The organism is Empedobacter sp. UBA6745 (genome assembly GCF_002453775.1).
Classification (GTDB): Bacteria; Bacteroidota; Bacteroidia; order Flavobacteriales; family Weeksellaceae; genus Empedobacter; species Empedobacter falsenii_C.
In genome coordinates this window covers 69,760-88,733 of sequence record NZ_DKHL01000043.1, presented here as the reverse complement: position 1 = coordinate 88,733, position 18,974 = coordinate 69,760, and the positions used below count along the sequence as shown (strand labels likewise).

Here is an 18,974-nt window from a genome sequence, read left to right as displayed (position 1 = left end):
AATTTAGATTAAATATAATAAAAAAAGCTCGAACAAATTTGTTCGAGCTTGATATTTAATAAAATAGATTTTTTATTTATTGACTTTTGCCCAAGTATCTTTAAGCGTAACAGTTCTATTGAAAATTAATTTTTCTGTAGAAGAATCACGGTCTAAAGCAAAATATCCAATGCGTTGAAATTGGAATTTATCCTCGACTTTAGCTTCTTTCAAAGCAGGCTCAGCAAAACCTTCTTTTACAGTTAAAGAATTTGGATTGACAAATTGTAAAAAGTCAACATCTTTCTCTGCATCTGGCGATTCAACTGTAAATAAACGATCATATTCGCGCACTTCGATTGGAATATTCTCTGTTGCAGAAACCCAATGTAATGTACCTTTTACTTTACGTTTAGAAGCTTCAGTTCCGCTTCCAGACTTTGTTTCAGGATCGTAAGTTGCATAAATTGTTGTGATATTCCCTTCAGCATCTTTTTCTACTCTTTCAGCTTTAATGAAATATGCACCTTTCAAACGAACTTCATTTCCTAAAGATAAACGGAAGAATTTTTTAGGCGCTTCTTCCATAAAATCTTCACGTTCAATATAGATTTCACGAGTAAAAGGAACGATACGAGTTCCAGCAGTTTCATCTTCTGGGTTATTCTCAATTTCTAATTCCTCCACTTGCCCTTCAGGATAATTTTCGATGATAACTTTTACTGGATCAATGACAGCAAAAACACGAGGAGCAATTTTATTTAAATGATCACGAACAGAAAATTCTAATAACGAAATATCTAAAACATTATCACGTTTTGCAACGCCGGCTGTATTCCAGAAATTTTTAATCGATTCTGGCGTATAACCGCGACGACGCAAACCTGAAATTGTAGGCATACGTGGATCATCCCAACCTGTTACAACCCCTTCTTGAACCAATTTCATCAACTTACGTTTACTTGTAATCATGTATGAAACATTACCACGTGCAAATTCGCGTTGTTTTGGTTTTTGAGGTTGATTTGGCAACTCAACATTATTCGCATACCATTCATATAAATCGCGGTGATTTTTGAATTCTAACGAACACAATGAGTGAGAAATTCCTTCGATATAATCAGATTCTCCGTGCGTCCAATCGTACATTGGGTACATTTTCCATGTATCTCCAGTACGGTGATGAGGACGTTTCAAAATACGATACATAACAGGGTCGCGCATGTTCATATTAGGAGAAGTCATGTCAATTTTTGCACGTAAAACATGTGTTCCTTCTTCAAATTCTCCCGATTTCATTCGTTCGAAAAGATCTAAATTTTCTTCAACAGAACGATTTCTATAAGGAGATTCAATTCCAGGTTCAAAAGGTGTTTTACGTTGTTCATTAATTACTTCCGAAGATTGGTCGTCGATGTACGCTTTTCCTTCTTTAATTAATTGAACAGCCCAATCGTAAAGCTGCTGGAAATAATCAGAAGCATAGCGTTCTTCTGCCCACTCGAAACCTAACCATTTCACATCTTCGCGGATAGAATCTACGAATTCTTGCTCTTCTTTGTCAGGATTAGTGTCATCAAAACGTAAGTTTACAGGCGCATTGTAACGCTGTCCTAAACCGAAGTTTAAGCAGATTGCTTTTGCATGCCCGATATGCAAATAACCATTTGGTTCTGGTGGGAAACGAAAACGTAAATTTTCTTTTGGCATCCCGTTGGCTAAATCATCTTCAATGATTTGCTCAATAAAATTCAATGATTTTTTTTCTTCTTCCATTTTTTAATTACGATTGAGTTTGCAAAGGTACGAAATTGACAATAAATATAATGTCGAAAATTTCGGATTTTACAATTAGAAAAATTCAATCAAAAAATAGAAGTAAATAAGTGATTTATAATGGATAAGTTATCCCAAATAAATTTCTAATAATCCGTCAGGAATTTGGATAAGCATTGCTTTTTCTTCGCGATTAACTTCAAGAATCCATTCGTCAATCATCGGAATTAAGATTTCTTTTCCATTCGCATCTACTTCGAAATAAGCTTGCGCTGCAGAATCATTTACAGATTTTATTGTACCAACTTCTGTATTTGTTTGATCATAAATAGTGAAACCAACTATTTCGTGGTAATAAAAATCTGTTCCAGAAAGTTCTGGTAATGATTTTAGAGGTAAATAAAGTTCGCGATTGATTAATTTGTCGACATCTTCGTCTTCAACATCTTCAAACTTTACTAATAATTTTGTGCCTTGATAAGGCTGAGAAGTTTCGAAAAAAAATGGAACCAGTGTACCATCTTGCTCGATGAACACTGCTTCCAAAGTATCGTATAATTCTGGTTCGTCTGTATCCAAGTGAATGATTAAATTACCTTTGAAACCATGTCTCTTTGTAACTTTACCTAAATAGTAGCAATCATTTTTTGTCATTTGGAACGTCTCTGAACTTAAAAATTATTCTTCTGTAGCAACTTCTTCAGTTGTACCTTCTGCTTCTTCAGCAGGAGTTTCTTCAACTTGTGCAGCAGCTTCAGCTTCTTGAGCAGCTTTTACACGAGCTTCATTAACAGCTTTTTCAGCTTCTAATGCAGCAGCTTTAGCAGCAGCAGCACCTGAAGTTAAACCGTCTTTTTTAGCTTGAACTTTTTCACCTTTAGCTTCTAACCAAGCGTCGAAACGTTTGTCAGCTTCTTCTTGAGAAAACGCACCTTTAGCAACACCACCTAATAAGTGTTTTTTCATAAAAGCACCTTTGTAAGATAATAAAGCTTTAGCAGTATTTGTAGGCTCAGCACCAGTTTGTAACCATTTTACAGCAGAATCAACATTTAATTCTACAGTTGCAGGGTTAGTAATTGGGTTGTAAGTACCTAATTTTTCGATGAAACGACCATCACGTTTTGCTCTTGAGTCAGCAACTACGATGTGAAAGAATGGTTTTCCTTTACGACCATGTCTTTGTAATCTAATTCTTGTAGCCATAGTATAACTAATTATTTTGGGAACTCGTCCCGTTTTACAAATTTGAGGTGCAAATATACAATATTTTTGATAAATAATTATTTTAAAAGTGATTATTAAATTAATTCCGAAAAATCAAGTTTTTTGAATCATGATTCTGACGTATTTTTAAACTCAGAAATAAATAAAAAATGAATAAACAAGAAATACTTACTCAGACACAAGCATATATCAAAAAAACGTTTTTAGATGAAGGAACTGGACACGATTATTTTCATATAGAACGTGTGGTAACAAATGCAAAGAAGATTTTAGAGACTGAAAATGCAGATTCTTTTTTGGTTGAATTAGCTGCTTGGACACACGATATTGGTGATTATAAATTACATAATGGAGTTGATAAATCGGAGGAATTAATTAGAGAATTTTTAGAATCAATTTATGTAGGGGAAGAATCAATTCAGAAAGTATTGGAAATAGTTTCGCAAGTTTCATTTAGTAAAGGAAATAAACCAACAACTATCGAGGCGGAGATTGTGCAAGATGCTGATCGTTTAGATGCGATTGGAGCGGTTGGTATTGCACGTTGTTTTGCATATGGCGGAAGTGTTGGTAATATTTTGTATAATCCTTATGATAATTCGAAAGACGCATCGAGTGTGCAACATTTTTATGATAAATTATTTAAATTAAAAGAGTTGATGAATACCAAAACAGCAAAAGAAATCGCTTTAAAACGTCATCAATATATGAAAAATTTTATCGAAGAATTTTATCAAGAAGTAAAATAATATTGTAACTTATTATTCATTTAATTATCCTCAATGCAATTAAAATCTACTCTAATTTATTTGTCATTTTTGTTGATATGCAGCTGTGTTTCTGTAGAGAAATACAATGCACATATTGATAAAGAGATTCCTGCAAATAAATTGAAAAAAGATGTAGATTTTGTTTATAAAAAACTAAAAAGATATCATCCAAAATTAGATTTATACACTTCTCAAGAACAAATTGATTATAAATTTGATAGCCTAAAAAAAACAATTCATCAACCATTGAAACCAAATGATTTTTATGTCAAGTTTTTTCCGATTTTCGAAAGTTTAAAACATGGTCATACAGATATCTATCCGTTATTCAAACGATTAGATAAAAAACGGACAAAGAAGTACAAAGAGTCAAAATCAGCGTTTAGTGATTATAGTTTTTTTTGGCAAAATGATTCAATTTTTTTAGTGGCAGATTACAGTAAAATCAATCCAATTAATCAAGGTTCGGCTTTGTTTTATATAGATAGTGTTTCTACAAAGTATTTATACGATAAATATAAGAAAAGTATATATGGTGATGGTGAAAATCAAACTTTTTCGGATAATGTGTTTAACCGAACTTTTCTTAATTATTTTACTTTAGAAAATGGAATTAAAGATTCGGTTGAGTTAACTTTTAAAATGGGGAATTCAATCATCCGAAAAAAAACATTTCGTACCTATCCTAAGCCCAAAAATGATAAGGCTACAGAAACCCCAAAAATTACAAAAGAGCAAAAAGAAGTTGAGCGAAAAGTTAGGATAAAACAAAAGAAATATGGTTATTCTAAAAGTTCCAAAACTTATTCCAAAGATTTGACTTTTCCTACGAACGACAGCACGATTGCGGTGTTAAAAGTAACTGATTTCAGAAAAGGAAAAATACGTGAACTTTATAAAGAAGTTTTTACGGATATCAAGAATCATAAAGTTCAAAATTTAGTTCTCGATCTTCGCAACAATGGTGGTGGTTATCTAAAAGATTCGCACTATTTATACGCTTATTTGGTCGATGATTCCAAGGCATTTTTAGGTGAAAAAATCGTCGCGAACAAAACCTCTTTTGGTAAGTCGCTGTACAATCTTTTTCCCGCTTATTCCTATCCGTTGCTTTGGTTAGGTTCGGGGTATACTTATTTTTCGACGTCCAGAAATGCGAAAAATGAATACGAATTGCACATGCCTTTTTCGCATGTCAAAATAGATAAAGATCTTGTGTATCATCACAATTTGTATGTCATTATAAATGGTGGTTCTTACTCTGCTTCGGCACTGATTTCGGCTAATCTTCAACTAAAACATCGAGCGTATTTTGTAGGAGAAGAAACAGGTGGAGATTTTAATGGAACGGTTGCTGGGTTGATGCCAAAATTTACGTTGCCCAATTCCAAACTCAAAATGTCAGTTGGTACGGTTTATCTTTCTCCTATCGAAAAACGAAATGAACAAGCACATGGCGTTTATCCAAACCAAGTTATTCAATCTAATTTGCAAGATAAAATTAAGCGTACGGATGCTGAACTGAAATGGATTATAAATGATATCAAAAAAGGAAATATCGAATACAATAAAGTTTTAAAAAAAGAAAATCATCTCCCTAATTAAGGAGATGATTTTTATATTTTTAGCGTTCGAGCGGGCTATTCGTTACAATCTTTTTTGTTGACACAGCGTTTAAAAAAAGGATTTTCACTGCTATCCCTAACGTATTTTATTTTTTGTTAAAACTACAAAAAATAAAATTTTGTATTGTTTCAAACGGCGTTTTATGATCAATTGTAAAACATTCTATTTTTTCAAAATTAGTTTCAAAAGTAGAAGTTAAAGAAGTCTCATCATTTTGTTTAATTTCCAAACCACTACATTTTAATGGTCCGTTTGTGGAAAAAGTTCCAATAACCATTTTTTCTTTTACAGCTTTCGCGACCAAATCTTGGTATTTTTTGATATCATTTTCTTCGGTCAAGAAATGAAAAACTGCTCTATCGTGCCAAATATCGTATTGTTCTGTAGGTTCAAATTCGGTGATGTCAGCAACAATCCAAGTTACTTTTTCTGCCTTATTTCCTAAACGATTTTTTGCTCTTTCCAACGCATTTGCAGAAATATCCAAAACCGAAATATTTTCGTATCCCTCTTCCAATAAGAAATCAACCAATTTACTATCTCCACCTCCAATATCGATAATTTTAGCTGTTTTATCAGTTTCAAAAGAATGAATAAAATTTAAAGAAGTTTCAGGCTTTTCTTGTGTCCAACTCACTTCTTCTGGAGTTTTTACATCGTATATGTGTTCCCAATGAGTTTTTTTATTGTCGTTCATTGTATTTTTTTGGTGCAATTTCGCCTTTTAATTTAAAATGAAGTGTAACAAAAAATACAAAAGGATTGTTTTATGTAAATTTTCTAAGTTGAGAGAGAAATTAACATAATTGTGTATAAAACAAAAAGTTATTAGATATTAAGTGTAGTAAAGAAAAATAAAAAAAAGGTTAGTAGAAAGTTTACAGCTCTTACTTAAGAGTTAGGGTCTACTTTATTTCCAAATAGTATTTCCCTGTAATCTATTCCCCATTGTGCTATTGCATCAATAGTAGGTTCTAATGTTCTTCCTAACTCAGTTAAATTATACTCAACTGTAATAGGTTTTGTATTTAGAACAGTACGAGTAACTAACTGATTAAGTTCTAAATCCTGTAATTCTTTAGATAACATTTTTGATCCTATTCCTGTTATTTCATTTTGTAAATCTGTATAACATAACTTTCCACCATATAGCAATGTTCCAATAATATGTATTTTCCATTTACCAGTTAATAGCGTCATACTGTCTTTAACTGCGTTTGTTCTGTACCTACAAAATTTAGGCGCGTCATATTTTACCATATTTTAAATTTTAATTCAAATATAATGATATTTTGATATCAAAATACCTTTTTGTATATCAACTTCCCTATTGGGGAGTAGTAATAGTTATTAAATCTTTAATATATATTTTTGATGCAAATATTTATTGATAATTATATAAATAGTTATATGCCAACTCAAACCAGACAAATTGTTGATCAAATGCTAGAAGCATTCAACGCAAAAGATGTAGATGCAGTAGTAAGTACTTTTTCTGATGATGCTATTCTTATTTATCATGGAACTCAAGTGATGCCTGCAGCCAAATTTCAAGGAAAAGAAGGAGCACGTATGTTCTTCGAATTTAATATAAATGCTTTAGATGTTGTGTTTTTTAAAGCTAATCAATTCGTAGAACAAGATAATACAGTTGTCATTCTAGGAAATGAACATTTTATTTCTAAAGAGGACGGAACTCATCTCAAGAATTCTTGGGTACAAGTTTATACAATTTCTAATGGTTTAATTTCTAAGATGGAAGAATTTGCAACTTCTGCACAACCAAATCAATATGGAGGTAACGCAGGCGGTGTTTAAATTTTACAGATATAAGATTTGCAAAAAAAGTGGATTAACCTACACTAACTTAGAGGATACAATGTATTTGGACATAACAAATCTTATTGAGTTCACAGCTTAAATTAAAACAAAACTATGTAGGTAATTGATAATTTATTCTTCTAGAATTTTTTGTCAACCTACATAGGAAATTGTTTAATCAAACAAACAATTAAGAAATAATAAAAACAAAATTTTAAAGAAACGAAAAGATTAGTAACTCTATCTAAAAGTTTTAACCATAAACCAACCAAATAACTATGAAAAACTTTGTCCTATTATTAAGAGTAAACACAAATATGGATCCAGGAGCTTTCTCAGATCCAAAAGAAGTCGCTGATCGTAAAAAATGGTTAGATGATATTCAAGAAAAAGGAATAGTAAAATATTTAGGAGGAACTATGCCTCCCATAGAACCAATGGCATGTACAATATTTGCTGATGGTTCTATAAAAGAAGGACCTTTTAAGGAAGTAGATCATTTCTTAACTGGATTTTTAGTTATAGAAGTCGAAGACTTAGAATCTGCTAAGAAAATAGCAAAAACAAATCCTATACTAATTGCAGGAGGAAGTGTTGAGGTAAGAGAAGTTTTGTTACGATAATCGAGATATCACCTATTAAAAATTTGAGATTAATTTTAATCAAAAAGGACCATAAAACTAGTTAAAGTCTTTTTTGACAGAAGGATGTTTTTATTTTATTTAAAAAATAATTTTAACATAATTAACTGATTGTTAAATATTTATTGATTGAATGTATCTAATATCATTTTATTAATTCTAAAAATAATAAAATATGAAATCTATCTCCATCAGTCAAATTATTGACATTATTTTATTAATTCTGTTACTTCTATTTATAGGACAGAATTTAGAAAATATAAAGGTCAAATTATTCATGTTTGGATTTGATATGCCTATTGTAGTTTTAATAGCTATAGGTTTTTTTATAGGATTTTTTACAGCAAAGGTTTTTAAAAAATAATAATTCAAAATACATCACCTATGTCACTGAGAGCGCTTATGAAGGCTTAACATAAAGAATAATATATGTTGCTTTTATCCAGATATTTTAATGGATAAATTAAACTAAAAATTATTTCAAAAAAAACTAAACGTTTTAATTCAAGAGAAGAAATATATAATTTTTAAAATACTAACTAGCTAACCTATGTACCTATTTTCTCTACTACCTTTTATGATTAACCAACAAAGTCTTTTAGAATCATGAATAATTTGAATTATAAAATCTGAATTTATGAAAAAAAAATTAACAAGTTTAACGATATTATTGTTTAATACCGCTGTTTTTTCTCAGGTTGGTATTAATACAGATAATCCAAAATCAACATTAGATATTTCTGTAAAAAATACAGGAGGGGTTATTGATAATACACAATCATATGGTTTACAAGCGCCAAGGTTATCACGCGCCGACCTATCAGCAATCCCAGAAACCAATTATGGTATAGACCAAAAAGGTGCAATGATTTACATTACTGATATATCTGGAGGGGTAACTACTGGACAAAAAATTAATGTAAATGCAATTGGTTATTACTATTTCGACGGATCTGTTTGGGTTAAAGTTACAGATGGTAATACAACTAACACAGGTGCATCAACAGAACCTTGGTATCAAAGTGGTACTACTAACCAGGCTACTGCTAACAATCAAAACATCTACCAATCGGGAAATATCGGTATTAGAACTGTAAATCCAGCGTCAGCATTAGATATAACAGGTGCTAGTGGGACTACTGATGGTGTTATATCAATACGCTCATTCGGGGGTGCGGCAATTTCTAACCCAGCAGGTACTATAAGTTTTGAAAAAAGTGGGGGTACACCTACAGCTCCCACTGCAGTTGCTACTGGAGACTTTTTAGGATCACTAACCTTTTCTGGAAATGATGGAGTTGGTCAAAGGACAGGACCCTCTATAAATGCGGTTGCTGCTGGTCCTGTTTCTGCAGGATCTCTCCCTATAGATTTGGCATTTTCGATGGGATATCCTCGTTTATGGGGATCTGAAAAAATGAGAATAACATCCAATGGTAATGTGGGTATTTATGTGTCAACTCCTCGTCGGTTATTAGAAGTTAATGATATAATAGGTGCAGCTGGTATTATTACTGCACCACCACAACCAGGTATGCTTTCAACTTTTGATACATATTTAGTTAATCAAATTTATAATCATTCAATTATTGTTACAACAGCACTAGGTGGTTCGTTTAATCTCTTTACTGATGGAGATGCAAGTAACAAATTTATGGGAGGTTTTCAAACCTTAACAGCTTATAATAATAAAGTTGGTATTGGTATTGGAAAAATATTGCAAATGGAGCCAGGTAATACACTGGAGGTTCTTAGTGATGCACCTGACACATCAGGTGTTAGGTTAAGCAATTTACCAAATGCTAGTTTCCTTGGTACTAATGAATATGGAGATATTATTAGTGTAACTTCTCCTACTCCTACTCCTGTTCGTGCCACCGTCTATGGAAATATAAATACTGGTTCAAAATCTGTAGCTTCTCTTATTTCAACAGGTTCATCCATCACTTTACCTGCAGGAATTTGGTTGGTAAAAGTAGGACAAATGATAAAAAGTACTTTACCCGGAAGTAGTGTAGATAATATGTGGATGAATCTTACATTATCTTCTGAAAATGTAGATGGTGCTAATCCTTCTTTCACTCTTGGAATGGGTTTCAATGGTAGTAATAATACGGTCTCAGGTTGGTTGGCTCCAGCAGCAACAGCATCGGGAGCAAATTCATTTTTAGAAGGCTCTTTTTCTGTAAATATTCCAAGTAATATTTCTTCTGCAACGATTTACCCAAAATTTAGTACAGTAGAAAAAACTACAAGCTACAGCGCTAGCCAAAGTGTTACAACGCAGAATAGTACAAGTAATTACCTTTATGCAGTGCCATTAAATTAATGTAAAAACAATTAAAACCTCATAAATGCTATCAAGTAATAGATGTTATATGCTCTGTTTATAACATCTAACATACACTAACCAAATCTAAAATTATGAAAAGAAAATTAACTTTTTTTATTTCAGTACTGTCTACCTCTTATGCCTTTTCTCAGGTGGGAGTAAATACTGATAATCCAATGTCAACATTGGATGTCTCTGTGAAAATGAATGGATCAACTATTGATAATTCGCAAATCTATGGTTTACAAGCACCTAGGTTAACGAGAGCTGAATTAATATCAACTTCAGGAACAACATCTAAATATGGTGCAAACCAAAAAGGTGCTATTGTATATATTACAGATGTTTCTGGTACAGATACAGGAGGAAGTTCTACGCAACGTCTTAACATAACAACTGCAGGGTATTATTATTTTGACGGAAGTGTTTGGGTGAAAATTACAGATTCTAGTACTCCAACAGCATCAACAGAACCTTGGTATGATAATCAAACAAAATTACCTGCGACAACTAATGTTCAGAATATTTACCAAAAAGGATACGTTGGTATAGGATATTTTGATGCTACAAAAGGTACTAGTAACGAAACTATAAATAGAGGCTCTCTTACGAATGCCTTTACAATTGCTGGTACAGGTGCAAATAATGATGATATGCTTATAGAATCAGTTTCTACTGATGCGAGCTCGGGTCAATTAAATTTTAAAAAATCTAGAGGAACATATGCTGCTAAAATTGACGTTGTCGCAGAGGATAAAATAGGTGAAATTCTTTTTAATGGTCCTAGTAATTCCTTTGGAAATCTAACCGTGAGATCAGAAACTCCCACGACAGGTTATCTTTCAATGGGCACAAATGGTACTGAGAGAATGAGAATTACAGGTACTGGTAATGTCGGGATTGGGACCAACGCCCCAGCTCAAAAATTAGATGTTTCTGGTAATATACGAGCGAATAGCATAACAAATGGCGGGAACCCAATTTCTGGCGATTTTGGTATTTACAACCAAAATAGTAGTTGGCTAAGAATTGCTACTCAAGGTTCTGATAATGGTGCATCTGGTGCTTCAAAAATTGCATTTTATACAAATGCTACATCTGCTTCACCTATAGGAGTTGGTACTAATCCTGCAATGGTTGTAGACGGAGGAAAGGTAGGTATCGGTACTGCTTCACCTTCTAACAAATTACAAATTACTTCCGGTACGACAGACACGTCAGGTCTAACCCTTACCAATGTACAAAATGCCAAGTTTTTAGCTACTGATGGATCGGGTGTAGTCGTTAAGAAACAGATTACCCAAAATGGTGGCGGATATCCTCTATCATATGACGAATCTACAGGCAACATGTATTACAACAAGTTATGGCAATATACAGGTGAATTTGCTCTTGGTCCGAATAGCGCAATATCTCCAAGCTCTATTTACCCTCTTCCAAACCAATATGATGGCGTATATGACATAACTATTAAAAGAACGAACTATTGTGGTTTCACGGGTTATGGAAAAGTGAGACTTGTAGGAGGTCAGGAGAATAATACTTGGAGAGTATATGGCTTGGAAGGTAGTTTGGCTACTAACAATACTACTACTTATCAAATGAGTAGTGGAGAGGAGGTTCTAAATAATACTGGTACTGTAAGATTAATTTATTTTAAGGCTAATGTCACTGGTTGTGCTAGTGGCGAGGGTTCTGATGGCATGAATATGGCAGTTGGAGTTGATATTTCTAATGGATACGTTTATATATATAACACTTCGGGGGCAGCTGGTCCTGCAACCAAAACTTATTACTATAATATAAAACAAGTACTATAATATAAAACAAGTACTATAATAAATATTTTTTATCACTTGTTATTTACTGAAAAAAATAATGTAACCACTGTAAAATAACAGATGTGTTATAAAAACTTATTCAAATTGTTGAAGCAAAAATATAATTGAACTAGCCCTTTTACTTATAAATTTTAAAAAATATGATTTTTCTGGTTGAGTTTTCAATATCTCATTTTATATACTTCTGTAGGGTGTATTAAATTATGATGAAAATACCCAAAGTAACTAATTAGTATTATCTAGTTTTTGCAAAAATATACATTCAGGAAAATTTCAAAAACAGCTTATTTATTTTAACAATAAAAATTAAAAATTATGAAAAAAAAATTAACCTTTTTAATTATAGTACTTTCTACAACATATACCTTTTCCCAGGTAGGAGTTAACACAACTACACCTTCGTCAACGTTGGATGTCTCTGTGAAAATGAATGGATCAGCTATTGATAATTCTCAAGTATATGGATTACAGGCGCCTAGGTTAACACGAGCTGAATTAGTAGCAACGTCAGGAACAACATCTAAATATGGCACAAACCAAAAAGGTGCTATTGTATATATTACAGATGTTTCTGGTACAGATACAGGCGGAAGTTCTACACAACGTCTTAACATAACAACTGTAGGGTATTATTATTTTGATGGTAATATATGGCAGGCTATAAGTATTAATAGTCAGGAACCTTGGAATGTGGGTGGGTCAACAACCCCAGCAACTCGAAATTCAGAAGCTATTTATCAAACTGGTTATGTTGGGGTAGGAAATTTTTCAGGAGATACCAATAGTAGAGGTTCTCTTACGAATGCCTTTACAATTGCAGGTACAGGTGCAGCTAATGATGATATGCTTATAGAATCAGTTTCTACTAATGCGAGCTCAGGTCAATTAAATTTTAAAAAATCTAGAGGAACATATGCTGCTAAAACTGATGTTGTTGCAGGGGATAAGATAGGTGAAATTATTTTTAATGGTCCTAGTAATTCGTTTGGAAGTCTATCTGTATTAGCAGAAACTCCTACAACAGGTTATCTTATGTTAGGGACAAGCGGAACTGAACGAATGAGAATTACAGGGAGTGGTGATGTCGGTATTGGAACAGCTACACCTTCACAAAAGCTTGATGTTATTGGAAATATACGTGCAAATAGTTTAACTAATGGCAGCAGTCTAATTTCAGGTGATTTTGGTGTTTACAACCAAAGCAACAATTGGTTAAGAATTGCTACACAAGGAAGTGATAATGGAGCATCTGGGACTTCCAAAATTGCATTTTTTACAAATGCAACATCTTCTTCACCTACAGGGACTAATAATACTCCTGCAATGGTAGTAGACGGAGGAAAAGTGGGTGTTGGTACAGTTTCTCCTACAGAAAGCTTACATGTTGCTGGAAATGTATTAGGAACTGGAACTGCCACATTCCAGAGTTTAAAAACAACTAGTATACCTAGTACTGCCTCAATAAAATCTGTGGTTACAGATGCTAATACAGGTACATTATACAGTAGAGATATTATAGAATATAAAGCTTCGAATCAAAATCTAGCTAATAATGCAAGTATACAAGTAACTGTTCCAAATGGTTTTTATAAAGTAACTGTTCTTGGAGTTAATAGCTGTGGACACAGAGCTATGTCTACCTTTAACATTGGTGGTTATAGTACAATATGGGCAATGTTGGGAAGTACACAAGGAACTGCATTGATTGCCGATCAAATTCTACCATATTCTTTCACTTCAACATCCTCTCAGATTACAGCTACTCATGATGATGGTCCAATATGTGCCGCTACAGGAACTTCTTCTGGATTTCAATATCAGGCCACTTTAGATAGTACTGGAACATTAACAATAACTAACAAATCTGGAGCTACTAAATTATTTTCTTTGACGGAGACACCTATTTAATTTACAAGCAAAATATAATAGAACTAGGTCTTTTACTAATAAATTTTTAAAATATGAATTACAAAACGATTTATATAGGAGAGCTTATAAAAGAACTTACTCTTGAGAAAGAAATTACGATATCACGTATATGTAATTTTATGGATTGTACAGAAAAAGAAGTAATTCAAATGTATACAATGAAAAGTATGGATACTGATATTCTTTTGAAATGGAGTAAGTTATTAGAGTATGATTTTTTTAGATTGTATTCTCAACATCTCATTTTATACGCTCCTGTAGGAAACATTAATTATAATAAAAATACCAAAAGTAATCAATCGGTATTACCTAGTTTTCGCAAAAATATATATACAAAAGAAGTGATAGATTATATTTTGAATAAAATAGAAAAAGGGAATATGACAAAAAAAGAAGTTATAGAACGATATCGTATTCCGAAAACAACTCTATACAAATGGCTTCATAAATATAACAAATAACATTTTAATTTTTCTACTAATCATTTTTCAAAATGATTAGTAGATTTTAAATTCCAAAAAAATGAATAATAGCATAAATTATAAGGCACTCTATACGGATATAATTAATGATCTTTATCCAGATGAGTTATCGTTATATCAAGATATTTTAAATAAAGAACAATTATCTTTTTTTGATATATCGAAGCTTAATAGATTAATTTTTCTTGACAAGAATCGTAATAATAGTAAGGTTAATCAAAAATTTAAATCATATCAAGAAAAGGATATTTTATTTATTTTAGATTATCAGAAGATAAATAAATTAAACAATACGCAACTAGCTATACATTTCAAATTAAGTAGAAATACTGTAGCAAAATGGAAAAAGAATTATATCTAGTTAGCAAAGAATATGCACTTTATATAATCATTTTTTAGTTAAAAACTTAGTTGTTTTTCAATGTTTGCTTTAATTTTTTATAGTTTTTTGAGCGAGTAATTTTTCCTTTATCTGTAATCAAAAGAGCTGCGTAATCTTTTTGTTGATTGATCAAATTCAATCCTTTTTCTTTTCCTAAAACCATGATAGAAGTGCTAAAACCATTACACATTTCAGCATTTTCTCCGATTACCGTAACGCCAGTTAAGCCCGTTGCAGGAATCCCCGTTTTGGGATTAATAATGTGTGAATAACGGACTCCATCAATCAAAATAAATTTTTCGTAATCACCAGAAGTCGTAACAGCAGCATTTTTCATTGAGAGAATATCCAACATTTTATGTCGATTAAATGGATTTGTAATTCCAATTTTCCAAAGTTCTCCATTCGGTTGATTTCCCCAAGTTGTCATATCACCAGAAGCATCTATTATACCAGCATTAATTCCTAAATTTTGCATAAAAGTTCGTGCTTTTTGTGCTGCATAACCTTTTCCTGTTGATCCAAAACCGATTTTCATTCCAACTTTTTTTAAGAATATTGTTGAATTTTCTTCATCCAAAATAATGTTTTGATAACCAATTTTTTCAATAGCTTTTGAAATTTCTTCCTGAGTTGGAATTTTGTCCATAGAACCATCAAATTTCCATATTTTTTCCATTGCTGCAAAGCTAATGTCAAAAGCACCATCGGTTAGTTCCGAAAAATAAATCGCACGTTTTGTTAAGTCAAAAACTTCTCGATCTACTTTTATGGGTTTTATTCCAGCATTTTGATTGACAAGAGAAACTTGTGAAGTAGGTTTCCAATCAGAAATCAAACTCTCGATTCTGATCATTTCATCAATTGCTTTATTGATGTTTTTTTCAACGGAAATAGAATCGGTGTCAACCAATGTGATTTTGAATTTACTTCCCATCAAAATTGTATCTCTAACTCCAACCGTTTGAGCATTCATCGGAGTTAGAACATACAATAGTATAAAAGTGAATATATTTTTTAGAATGAATTGCATGATGTTTTATTCATTTGTTATTGTGAGTAAATTTTCGTCTAAGTTCTCGATACAATTTTCTTATTCTGTTGAAACGAAAATCATTCGAACTGACGAAAAATTTCGTTTAATCCGTCACTTCGATTGTTTGAGAAATTTCGTTCAATTTTTCATTACTTATTTATGATTTCAGATTATTTTCGTCTAAGTTCTCAATACAATTTTCTTATTCTATCGAAACGAAAACCACTCGAACTGATGAAAAATTTAGTTTAATCCGTTACTTCGAGAGTTTTAAATATTCGTTAAAATTTTTCACTACTTATTTATGATTTCAGATTATTTTCGTCTAAGTTCTCGATACGATTTTCTTATTCTGTCGAAACGAAAATCACTCGAACTGACGAAAAATTTCGTTTAATCCGTCACTTCGAGTGTTTGAAATATTCGTTAGAATTTTTCAAAATTATCGAGAAGTAAGACGGATTTGTTTAAAACTTCTTTTTAGATAAATTAGGTAAATCTTCGAACTGTCCATTTATTAAAGCTTCTTTTTTTGCTTTTGACCATTTTTTTATTTGTTTTTCTTTTTCTATAGCAATTTCAACATTACTAAATGAAGTGTAAAAAATTAATTTCAAAGGTCTTCGATTAAATGTATATGATTTGTAATCATATCCAGCTTGATGTTCTTCGAATCTTTTGAATACGTCATTTGTAATCCCAACATAATATGAATTATCTGAACAAAGTAATATGTAAACAAAAGAAATTTGCATTCTACAATTTACAATAAAAACCGTCATTTTTTAATATTTTCATCTAAGTTCTCGATACAATTTTCTTATTCTGTTGAAACGAAAACCACTCGAACTGATGAAAATTTCGTTTAATCCGTCACTTCGAGTGTTTGAAATATTCGTTAGAATCTTTCAAAATTATCGAAAAATTAGACGGAATAAATTTTAATAACAATCCGTCAAAAATTGCCCGTTTGTTTTGAATTCTTCGAATGATTTATTCAAATGTTCTTGACAGATTTGTTCCAAAACTTTCTCTACATCATGTTGCATTGTGAGAGCACCACAAATCATAAGAATTCCACCATTTTGTAATGTTTCAGCAAAGAATTTAGCATCACGATTGACTAAATCCATCACATACTGTTTATTTTCTTCACGAGAAAATGCAATGTGAAATTGACTCAAATGATTCGTAAAAATTTGTTTCGTAGCAAATTCTTGATAAGATTTTGTTGTTTCATTATCATGTCTGAAACCACAGTATAAATGCGTTTCAATATTTTTTGAATTCTCATCAATCATCCCAAGAAAAGGTGCAATTCCTGTTCCGTTTGCAATCATCACAACTTTTGAAGCTTTTGGAAATCTAAAGGCTTTATTTTTTACAATTCGAGCTTTAATCGTAGAATTTTGAACCAAATTATATAAATATTGAGAACCTAATCCAAACTCATGCAATTTTACAATTAACTGTAATTTATGATCAACTTTTCCAACCGAATATAAGCGTTCTTTGTGATCGCTTTCGGGATAAATTGCTAATAAATCTCCAGATTTGAATTTCTCTTTTACATCTAAAACAACTTTAAATGTTGCATCTTCTTGTGTGATTTTAGTGGTAGAAATAACCTTAACATTTTTCAGTTTTGGTGCTTTTCCAACATACATCGCAGGCGTTGTTGCTAAAGGAATATCTGTCGTTTCTTTGTATGCAATGACCCAATTTGTGAATTCTTCCGGCGATTTATCATTTACTGTTTTCAAATCCAATAATTGAGTAGCCCATTTTTGATCATTCAACCATTTGTCAACTTTAACTGCATAGCCACAATAATCTGAATATGCTCTTGATCCAAATCCTACAACAGAAAATTCGATGGATTGGTTTTGTGGAAATTGTGTGATTAATTGTTCAAATTTCTTAGCATTCGCAGGCGCATCACCAATTCCATAAGTTGAGGTAAAAATGATAAGTTGTTTTGCTTTTGGAAAAATTTCATATTGATTCATTTGAGCGATGAATGATTTTTTTCCATTTGCTAAAAATTGCTCTTGAATTTTTGAGGCAAATCCAACAGTTGCACCATTTTCTGAACCAACTAAAAGGATAATTTCAGCTTCGTTGGCTTTATATTTATTTTTGCCAATTTTCGTTTTTGTACGTTTGAACGTAATTACAAATCCTGACCAAATAAAGAATAAAATGTTAAGCGAAGCAATTCCTAAAATCGCTGCCCAAATCACATTGGTGCGACCTGTGTGTAAATCGATATTAAATTTTTCTACAATTGCAGAATAAGGATTTAGCGATTCTGAAATAATCGCTCCATTTACTTGATTAACCGAAACCGATTTTTTTCTTAAATGGACGATAAATGGTTCTGCTTCATCATCTGGAATAAAAGGAAATTCAATCTTTTCTACACTACTTAATTTCGTGTTTTTAAAGAATTCAATGTCTTTTAAATCTTTTGGTTGTAAATTTTCTTTGGCTTGATGCTCGATTTCTTTTGGTTGACCAACTAAAGGTTCTAATCGCGCTAAGAAAATTAATGTTCCTGTTAATGCAATGATTAAAACTGGAATTAATAACCAACGTCCAGTTACAACATGGAAATATTGTGAAAAAGAGTCTTTGTTAACTTTGGTAAAGAAATTTAGAATTCCTTGTTGACGTTTTATGATTAAGATTAATCCACTGATTGAAATTAGCATCAATAAAAAAGAGACAACGCCAACGATTGCTCGCCCTGTTTCTTTTAGAAATAATGAACGGTGTAAGGCTGTGACCCAATTGATGAAATCACTTTTTGGAACAATTTCACCAATCTTTTTTCCTGTTGTAGGATCAATGTAAGATTTGATCGAATTTCCATCTTCGTCCATAGCATCAATCGTCACAAAATCATTGTGATCAACTTTAACTTCTATTATTTCAAAATAATGCTCGCGCAAAGTTGGTAAAACTTGCGCGAGTGTTATGTTATCGAAATTTTCTACTTTGTATGCTGGCGATTTTTCGTTTATTGCATCAACAGCCAAAATTACTCCTGTGATAGATAGGATAACTAAAAATGCTGAAGATAGAATTGCAAGACTCAAATGCGCATATCTCCAAATAGATAATGTCATT

At 31.9% G+C, this 18,974-nt stretch carries 17 protein-coding genes; 9 read left to right on the top strand and 8 right to left on the bottom strand.

Annotation, left to right across the window (positions count from 1 at the left end):
* Positions 1 to 72 precede the first annotated feature (72 nt).
* The 3 genes from B4H69_RS12255 to B4H69_RS12245 form a co-directional block, all read right to left on the bottom strand.
* A complete protein-coding gene (locus B4H69_RS12255) occupies positions 73 to 1,755 on the bottom strand; it encodes a glutamine--tRNA ligase/YqeY domain fusion protein (RefSeq protein ID WP_180905333.1) in 1,683 nt (560 codons plus the stop codon).
* Between the two features lie 129 nt (positions 1,756 to 1,884).
* Positions 1,885 to 2,409 (bottom strand): ribosome maturation factor RimM, encoded by a 525-nt coding sequence (rimM, locus tag B4H69_RS12250; RefSeq protein WP_125349534.1) that lies wholly within the window; start codon positions 2,407 to 2,409, stop codon positions 1,885 to 1,887.
* Positions 2,410 to 2,433: 24 nt separating this feature from the next.
* Positions 2,434 to 2,961: a 30S ribosomal protein S16 gene (locus B4H69_RS12245; protein WP_180905332.1), complete on the bottom strand. Its 528-nt coding sequence runs from the start codon at positions 2,959 to 2,961 to the stop codon at positions 2,434 to 2,436.
* Positions 2,962 to 3,131: 170 nt separating this feature from the next.
* Between B4H69_RS12245 and B4H69_RS12240 the strand changes: the two genes are divergently transcribed.
* Both B4H69_RS12240 and B4H69_RS12235 read left to right on the top strand, forming a co-directional pair.
* The gene (locus B4H69_RS12240; RefSeq protein ID WP_180905331.1) at positions 3,132 to 3,731 is read left to right on the top strand and encodes an HD domain-containing protein; all 600 of its coding nucleotides are present in this window, start codon (positions 3,132 to 3,134) and stop codon (positions 3,729 to 3,731) included.
* A gap of 33 nt (positions 3,732 to 3,764) precedes the next feature.
* Positions 3,765 to 5,357, top strand: coding sequence for a S41 family peptidase (locus tag B4H69_RS12235; protein ID WP_180905330.1), 1,593 nt, complete (start codon positions 3,765 to 3,767; stop codon positions 5,355 to 5,357).
* Between the two features lie 106 nt (positions 5,358 to 5,463).
* On the opposite strand, the gene B4H69_RS12230 is transcribed toward B4H69_RS12235, so the two are convergent.
* On the bottom strand, positions 5,464 to 6,075 hold the full coding sequence (locus tag B4H69_RS12230) for a class I SAM-dependent methyltransferase (protein WP_180905329.1): 612 nt from the start codon (positions 6,073 to 6,075) through the stop codon (positions 5,464 to 5,466).
* A gap of 194 nt (positions 6,076 to 6,269) precedes the next feature.
* On the bottom strand, positions 6,270 to 6,638 hold the full coding sequence (locus B4H69_RS12225) for a winged helix-turn-helix transcriptional regulator (RefSeq protein ID WP_244957978.1): 369 nt from the start codon (positions 6,636 to 6,638) through the stop codon (positions 6,270 to 6,272).
* 114 nt (positions 6,639 to 6,752) lie between these two features.
* On the opposite strand from B4H69_RS12225, the gene B4H69_RS12220 reads away from it, so the two are divergent.
* The 7 genes from B4H69_RS12220 (at position 6,753) to B4H69_RS12190 (ending at position 14,785) form a co-directional block, all read left to right on the top strand.
* On the top strand, positions 6,753 to 7,196 hold the full coding sequence (locus B4H69_RS12220) for a nuclear transport factor 2 family protein (RefSeq protein ID WP_180905328.1): 444 nt from the start codon (positions 6,753 to 6,755) through the stop codon (positions 7,194 to 7,196).
* A 281-nt stretch (positions 7,197 to 7,477) separates the two neighbouring features.
* On the top strand, positions 7,478 to 7,822 hold the full coding sequence (locus B4H69_RS12215) for a YciI family protein (protein ID WP_180905327.1): 345 nt from the start codon (positions 7,478 to 7,480) through the stop codon (positions 7,820 to 7,822).
* 655 nt (positions 7,823 to 8,477) lie between these two features.
* A complete protein-coding gene (locus B4H69_RS12210) occupies positions 8,478 to 10,169 on the top strand; it encodes a hypothetical protein (protein WP_291094164.1) in 1,692 nt (563 codons plus the stop codon).
* Between the two features lie 95 nt (positions 10,170 to 10,264).
* Entirely contained in the window at positions 10,265 to 11,992 is a 1,728-nt protein-coding gene (locus tag B4H69_RS12205) for a hypothetical protein (RefSeq protein WP_280045813.1), read from the top strand.
* 336 nt (positions 11,993 to 12,328) lie between these two features.
* Positions 12,329 to 13,921: a hypothetical protein gene (locus tag B4H69_RS12200; protein ID WP_180905323.1), complete on the top strand. Its 1,593-nt coding sequence runs from the start codon at positions 12,329 to 12,331 to the stop codon at positions 13,919 to 13,921.
* A gap of 53 nt (positions 13,922 to 13,974) precedes the next feature.
* On the top strand, positions 13,975 to 14,403 hold the full coding sequence (locus B4H69_RS12195; RefSeq protein ID WP_180905322.1) for a transposase: 429 nt from the start codon (positions 13,975 to 13,977) through the stop codon (positions 14,401 to 14,403).
* Between the two features lie 61 nt (positions 14,404 to 14,464).
* Positions 14,465 to 14,785 (top strand): helix-turn-helix domain-containing protein, encoded by a 321-nt coding sequence (locus B4H69_RS12190; protein WP_180905321.1) that lies wholly within the window; start codon positions 14,465 to 14,467, stop codon positions 14,783 to 14,785.
* Between the two features lie 46 nt (positions 14,786 to 14,831).
* On the opposite strand, the gene B4H69_RS12185 is transcribed toward B4H69_RS12190, so the two are convergent.
* The 3 genes from B4H69_RS12185 to B4H69_RS12175 all read right to left on the bottom strand — a co-directional run bounded on the left by B4H69_RS12185 (position 14,832) and on the right by B4H69_RS12175 (position 18,973).
* A complete protein-coding gene (locus tag B4H69_RS12185; protein WP_260442910.1) occupies positions 14,832 to 15,782 on the bottom strand; it encodes an FAD:protein FMN transferase in 951 nt (316 codons plus the stop codon).
* A gap of 527 nt (positions 15,783 to 16,309) precedes the next feature.
* Entirely contained in the window at positions 16,310 to 16,597 is a 288-nt protein-coding gene (locus B4H69_RS12180; RefSeq protein ID WP_180906875.1) for a GIY-YIG nuclease family protein, read from the bottom strand.
* A gap of 186 nt (positions 16,598 to 16,783) precedes the next feature.
* Complete coding sequence (locus tag B4H69_RS12175) at positions 16,784 to 18,973, bottom strand: PepSY domain-containing protein (protein ID WP_291094158.1); 2,190 nt, start codon at positions 18,971 to 18,973, stop codon at positions 16,784 to 16,786.
* Position 18,974 lies beyond the last annotated feature (1 nt).

Coding starts and splice junctions, on each gene's coding strand:
- B4H69_RS12235 (WP_180905330.1), top strand. CDS start 3,765: ATGCAATTAAAATCTACTCTAATTTATTTGTCATTTTTGTTGATATGC.
- B4H69_RS12180 (WP_180906875.1), bottom strand. CDS start 16,597: ATGCAAATTTCTTTTGTTTACATATTACTTTGTTCAGATAATTCATAT.
- B4H69_RS12185 (WP_260442910.1), bottom strand. CDS start 15,782: ATGAATGCTCAAACGGTTGGAGTTAGAGATACAATTTTGATGGGAAGT.
- B4H69_RS12210 (WP_291094164.1), top strand. CDS start 8,478: ATGAAAAAAAAATTAACAAGTTTAACGATATTATTGTTTAATACCGCT.
- B4H69_RS12245 (WP_180905332.1), bottom strand. CDS start 2,961: ATGGCTACAAGAATTAGATTACAAAGACATGGTCGTAAAGGAAAACCA.
- B4H69_RS12190 (WP_180905321.1), top strand. CDS start 14,465: ATGAATAATAGCATAAATTATAAGGCACTCTATACGGATATAATTAAT.
- B4H69_RS12225 (WP_244957978.1), bottom strand. CDS start 6,638: ATGGTAAAATATGACGCGCCTAAATTTTGTAGGTACAGAACAAACGCA.
- B4H69_RS12195 (WP_180905322.1), top strand. CDS start 13,975: ATGAATTACAAAACGATTTATATAGGAGAGCTTATAAAAGAACTTACT.
- B4H69_RS12255 (WP_180905333.1), bottom strand. CDS start 1,755: ATGGAAGAAGAAAAAAAATCATTGAATTTTATTGAGCAAATCATTGAA.
- B4H69_RS12220 (WP_180905328.1), top strand. CDS start 6,753: ATGCAAATATTTATTGATAATTATATAAATAGTTATATGCCAACTCAA.
- B4H69_RS12240 (WP_180905331.1), top strand. CDS start 3,132: ATGAATAAACAAGAAATACTTACTCAGACACAAGCATATATCAAAAAA.
- B4H69_RS12230 (WP_180905329.1), bottom strand. CDS start 6,075: ATGAACGACAATAAAAAAACTCATTGGGAACACATATACGATGTAAAA.
- rimM (WP_125349534.1), bottom strand. CDS start 2,409: ATGACAAAAAATGATTGCTACTATTTAGGTAAAGTTACAAAGAGACAT.
- B4H69_RS12200 (WP_180905323.1), top strand. CDS start 12,329: ATGAAAAAAAAATTAACCTTTTTAATTATAGTACTTTCTACAACATAT.
- B4H69_RS12175 (WP_291094158.1), bottom strand. CDS start 18,973: ATGACATTATCTATTTGGAGATATGCGCATTTGAGTCTTGCAATTCTA.
- B4H69_RS12215 (WP_180905327.1), top strand. CDS start 7,478: ATGAAAAACTTTGTCCTATTATTAAGAGTAAACACAAATATGGATCCA.
- B4H69_RS12205 (WP_280045813.1), top strand. CDS start 10,265: ATGAAAAGAAAATTAACTTTTTTTATTTCAGTACTGTCTACCTCTTAT.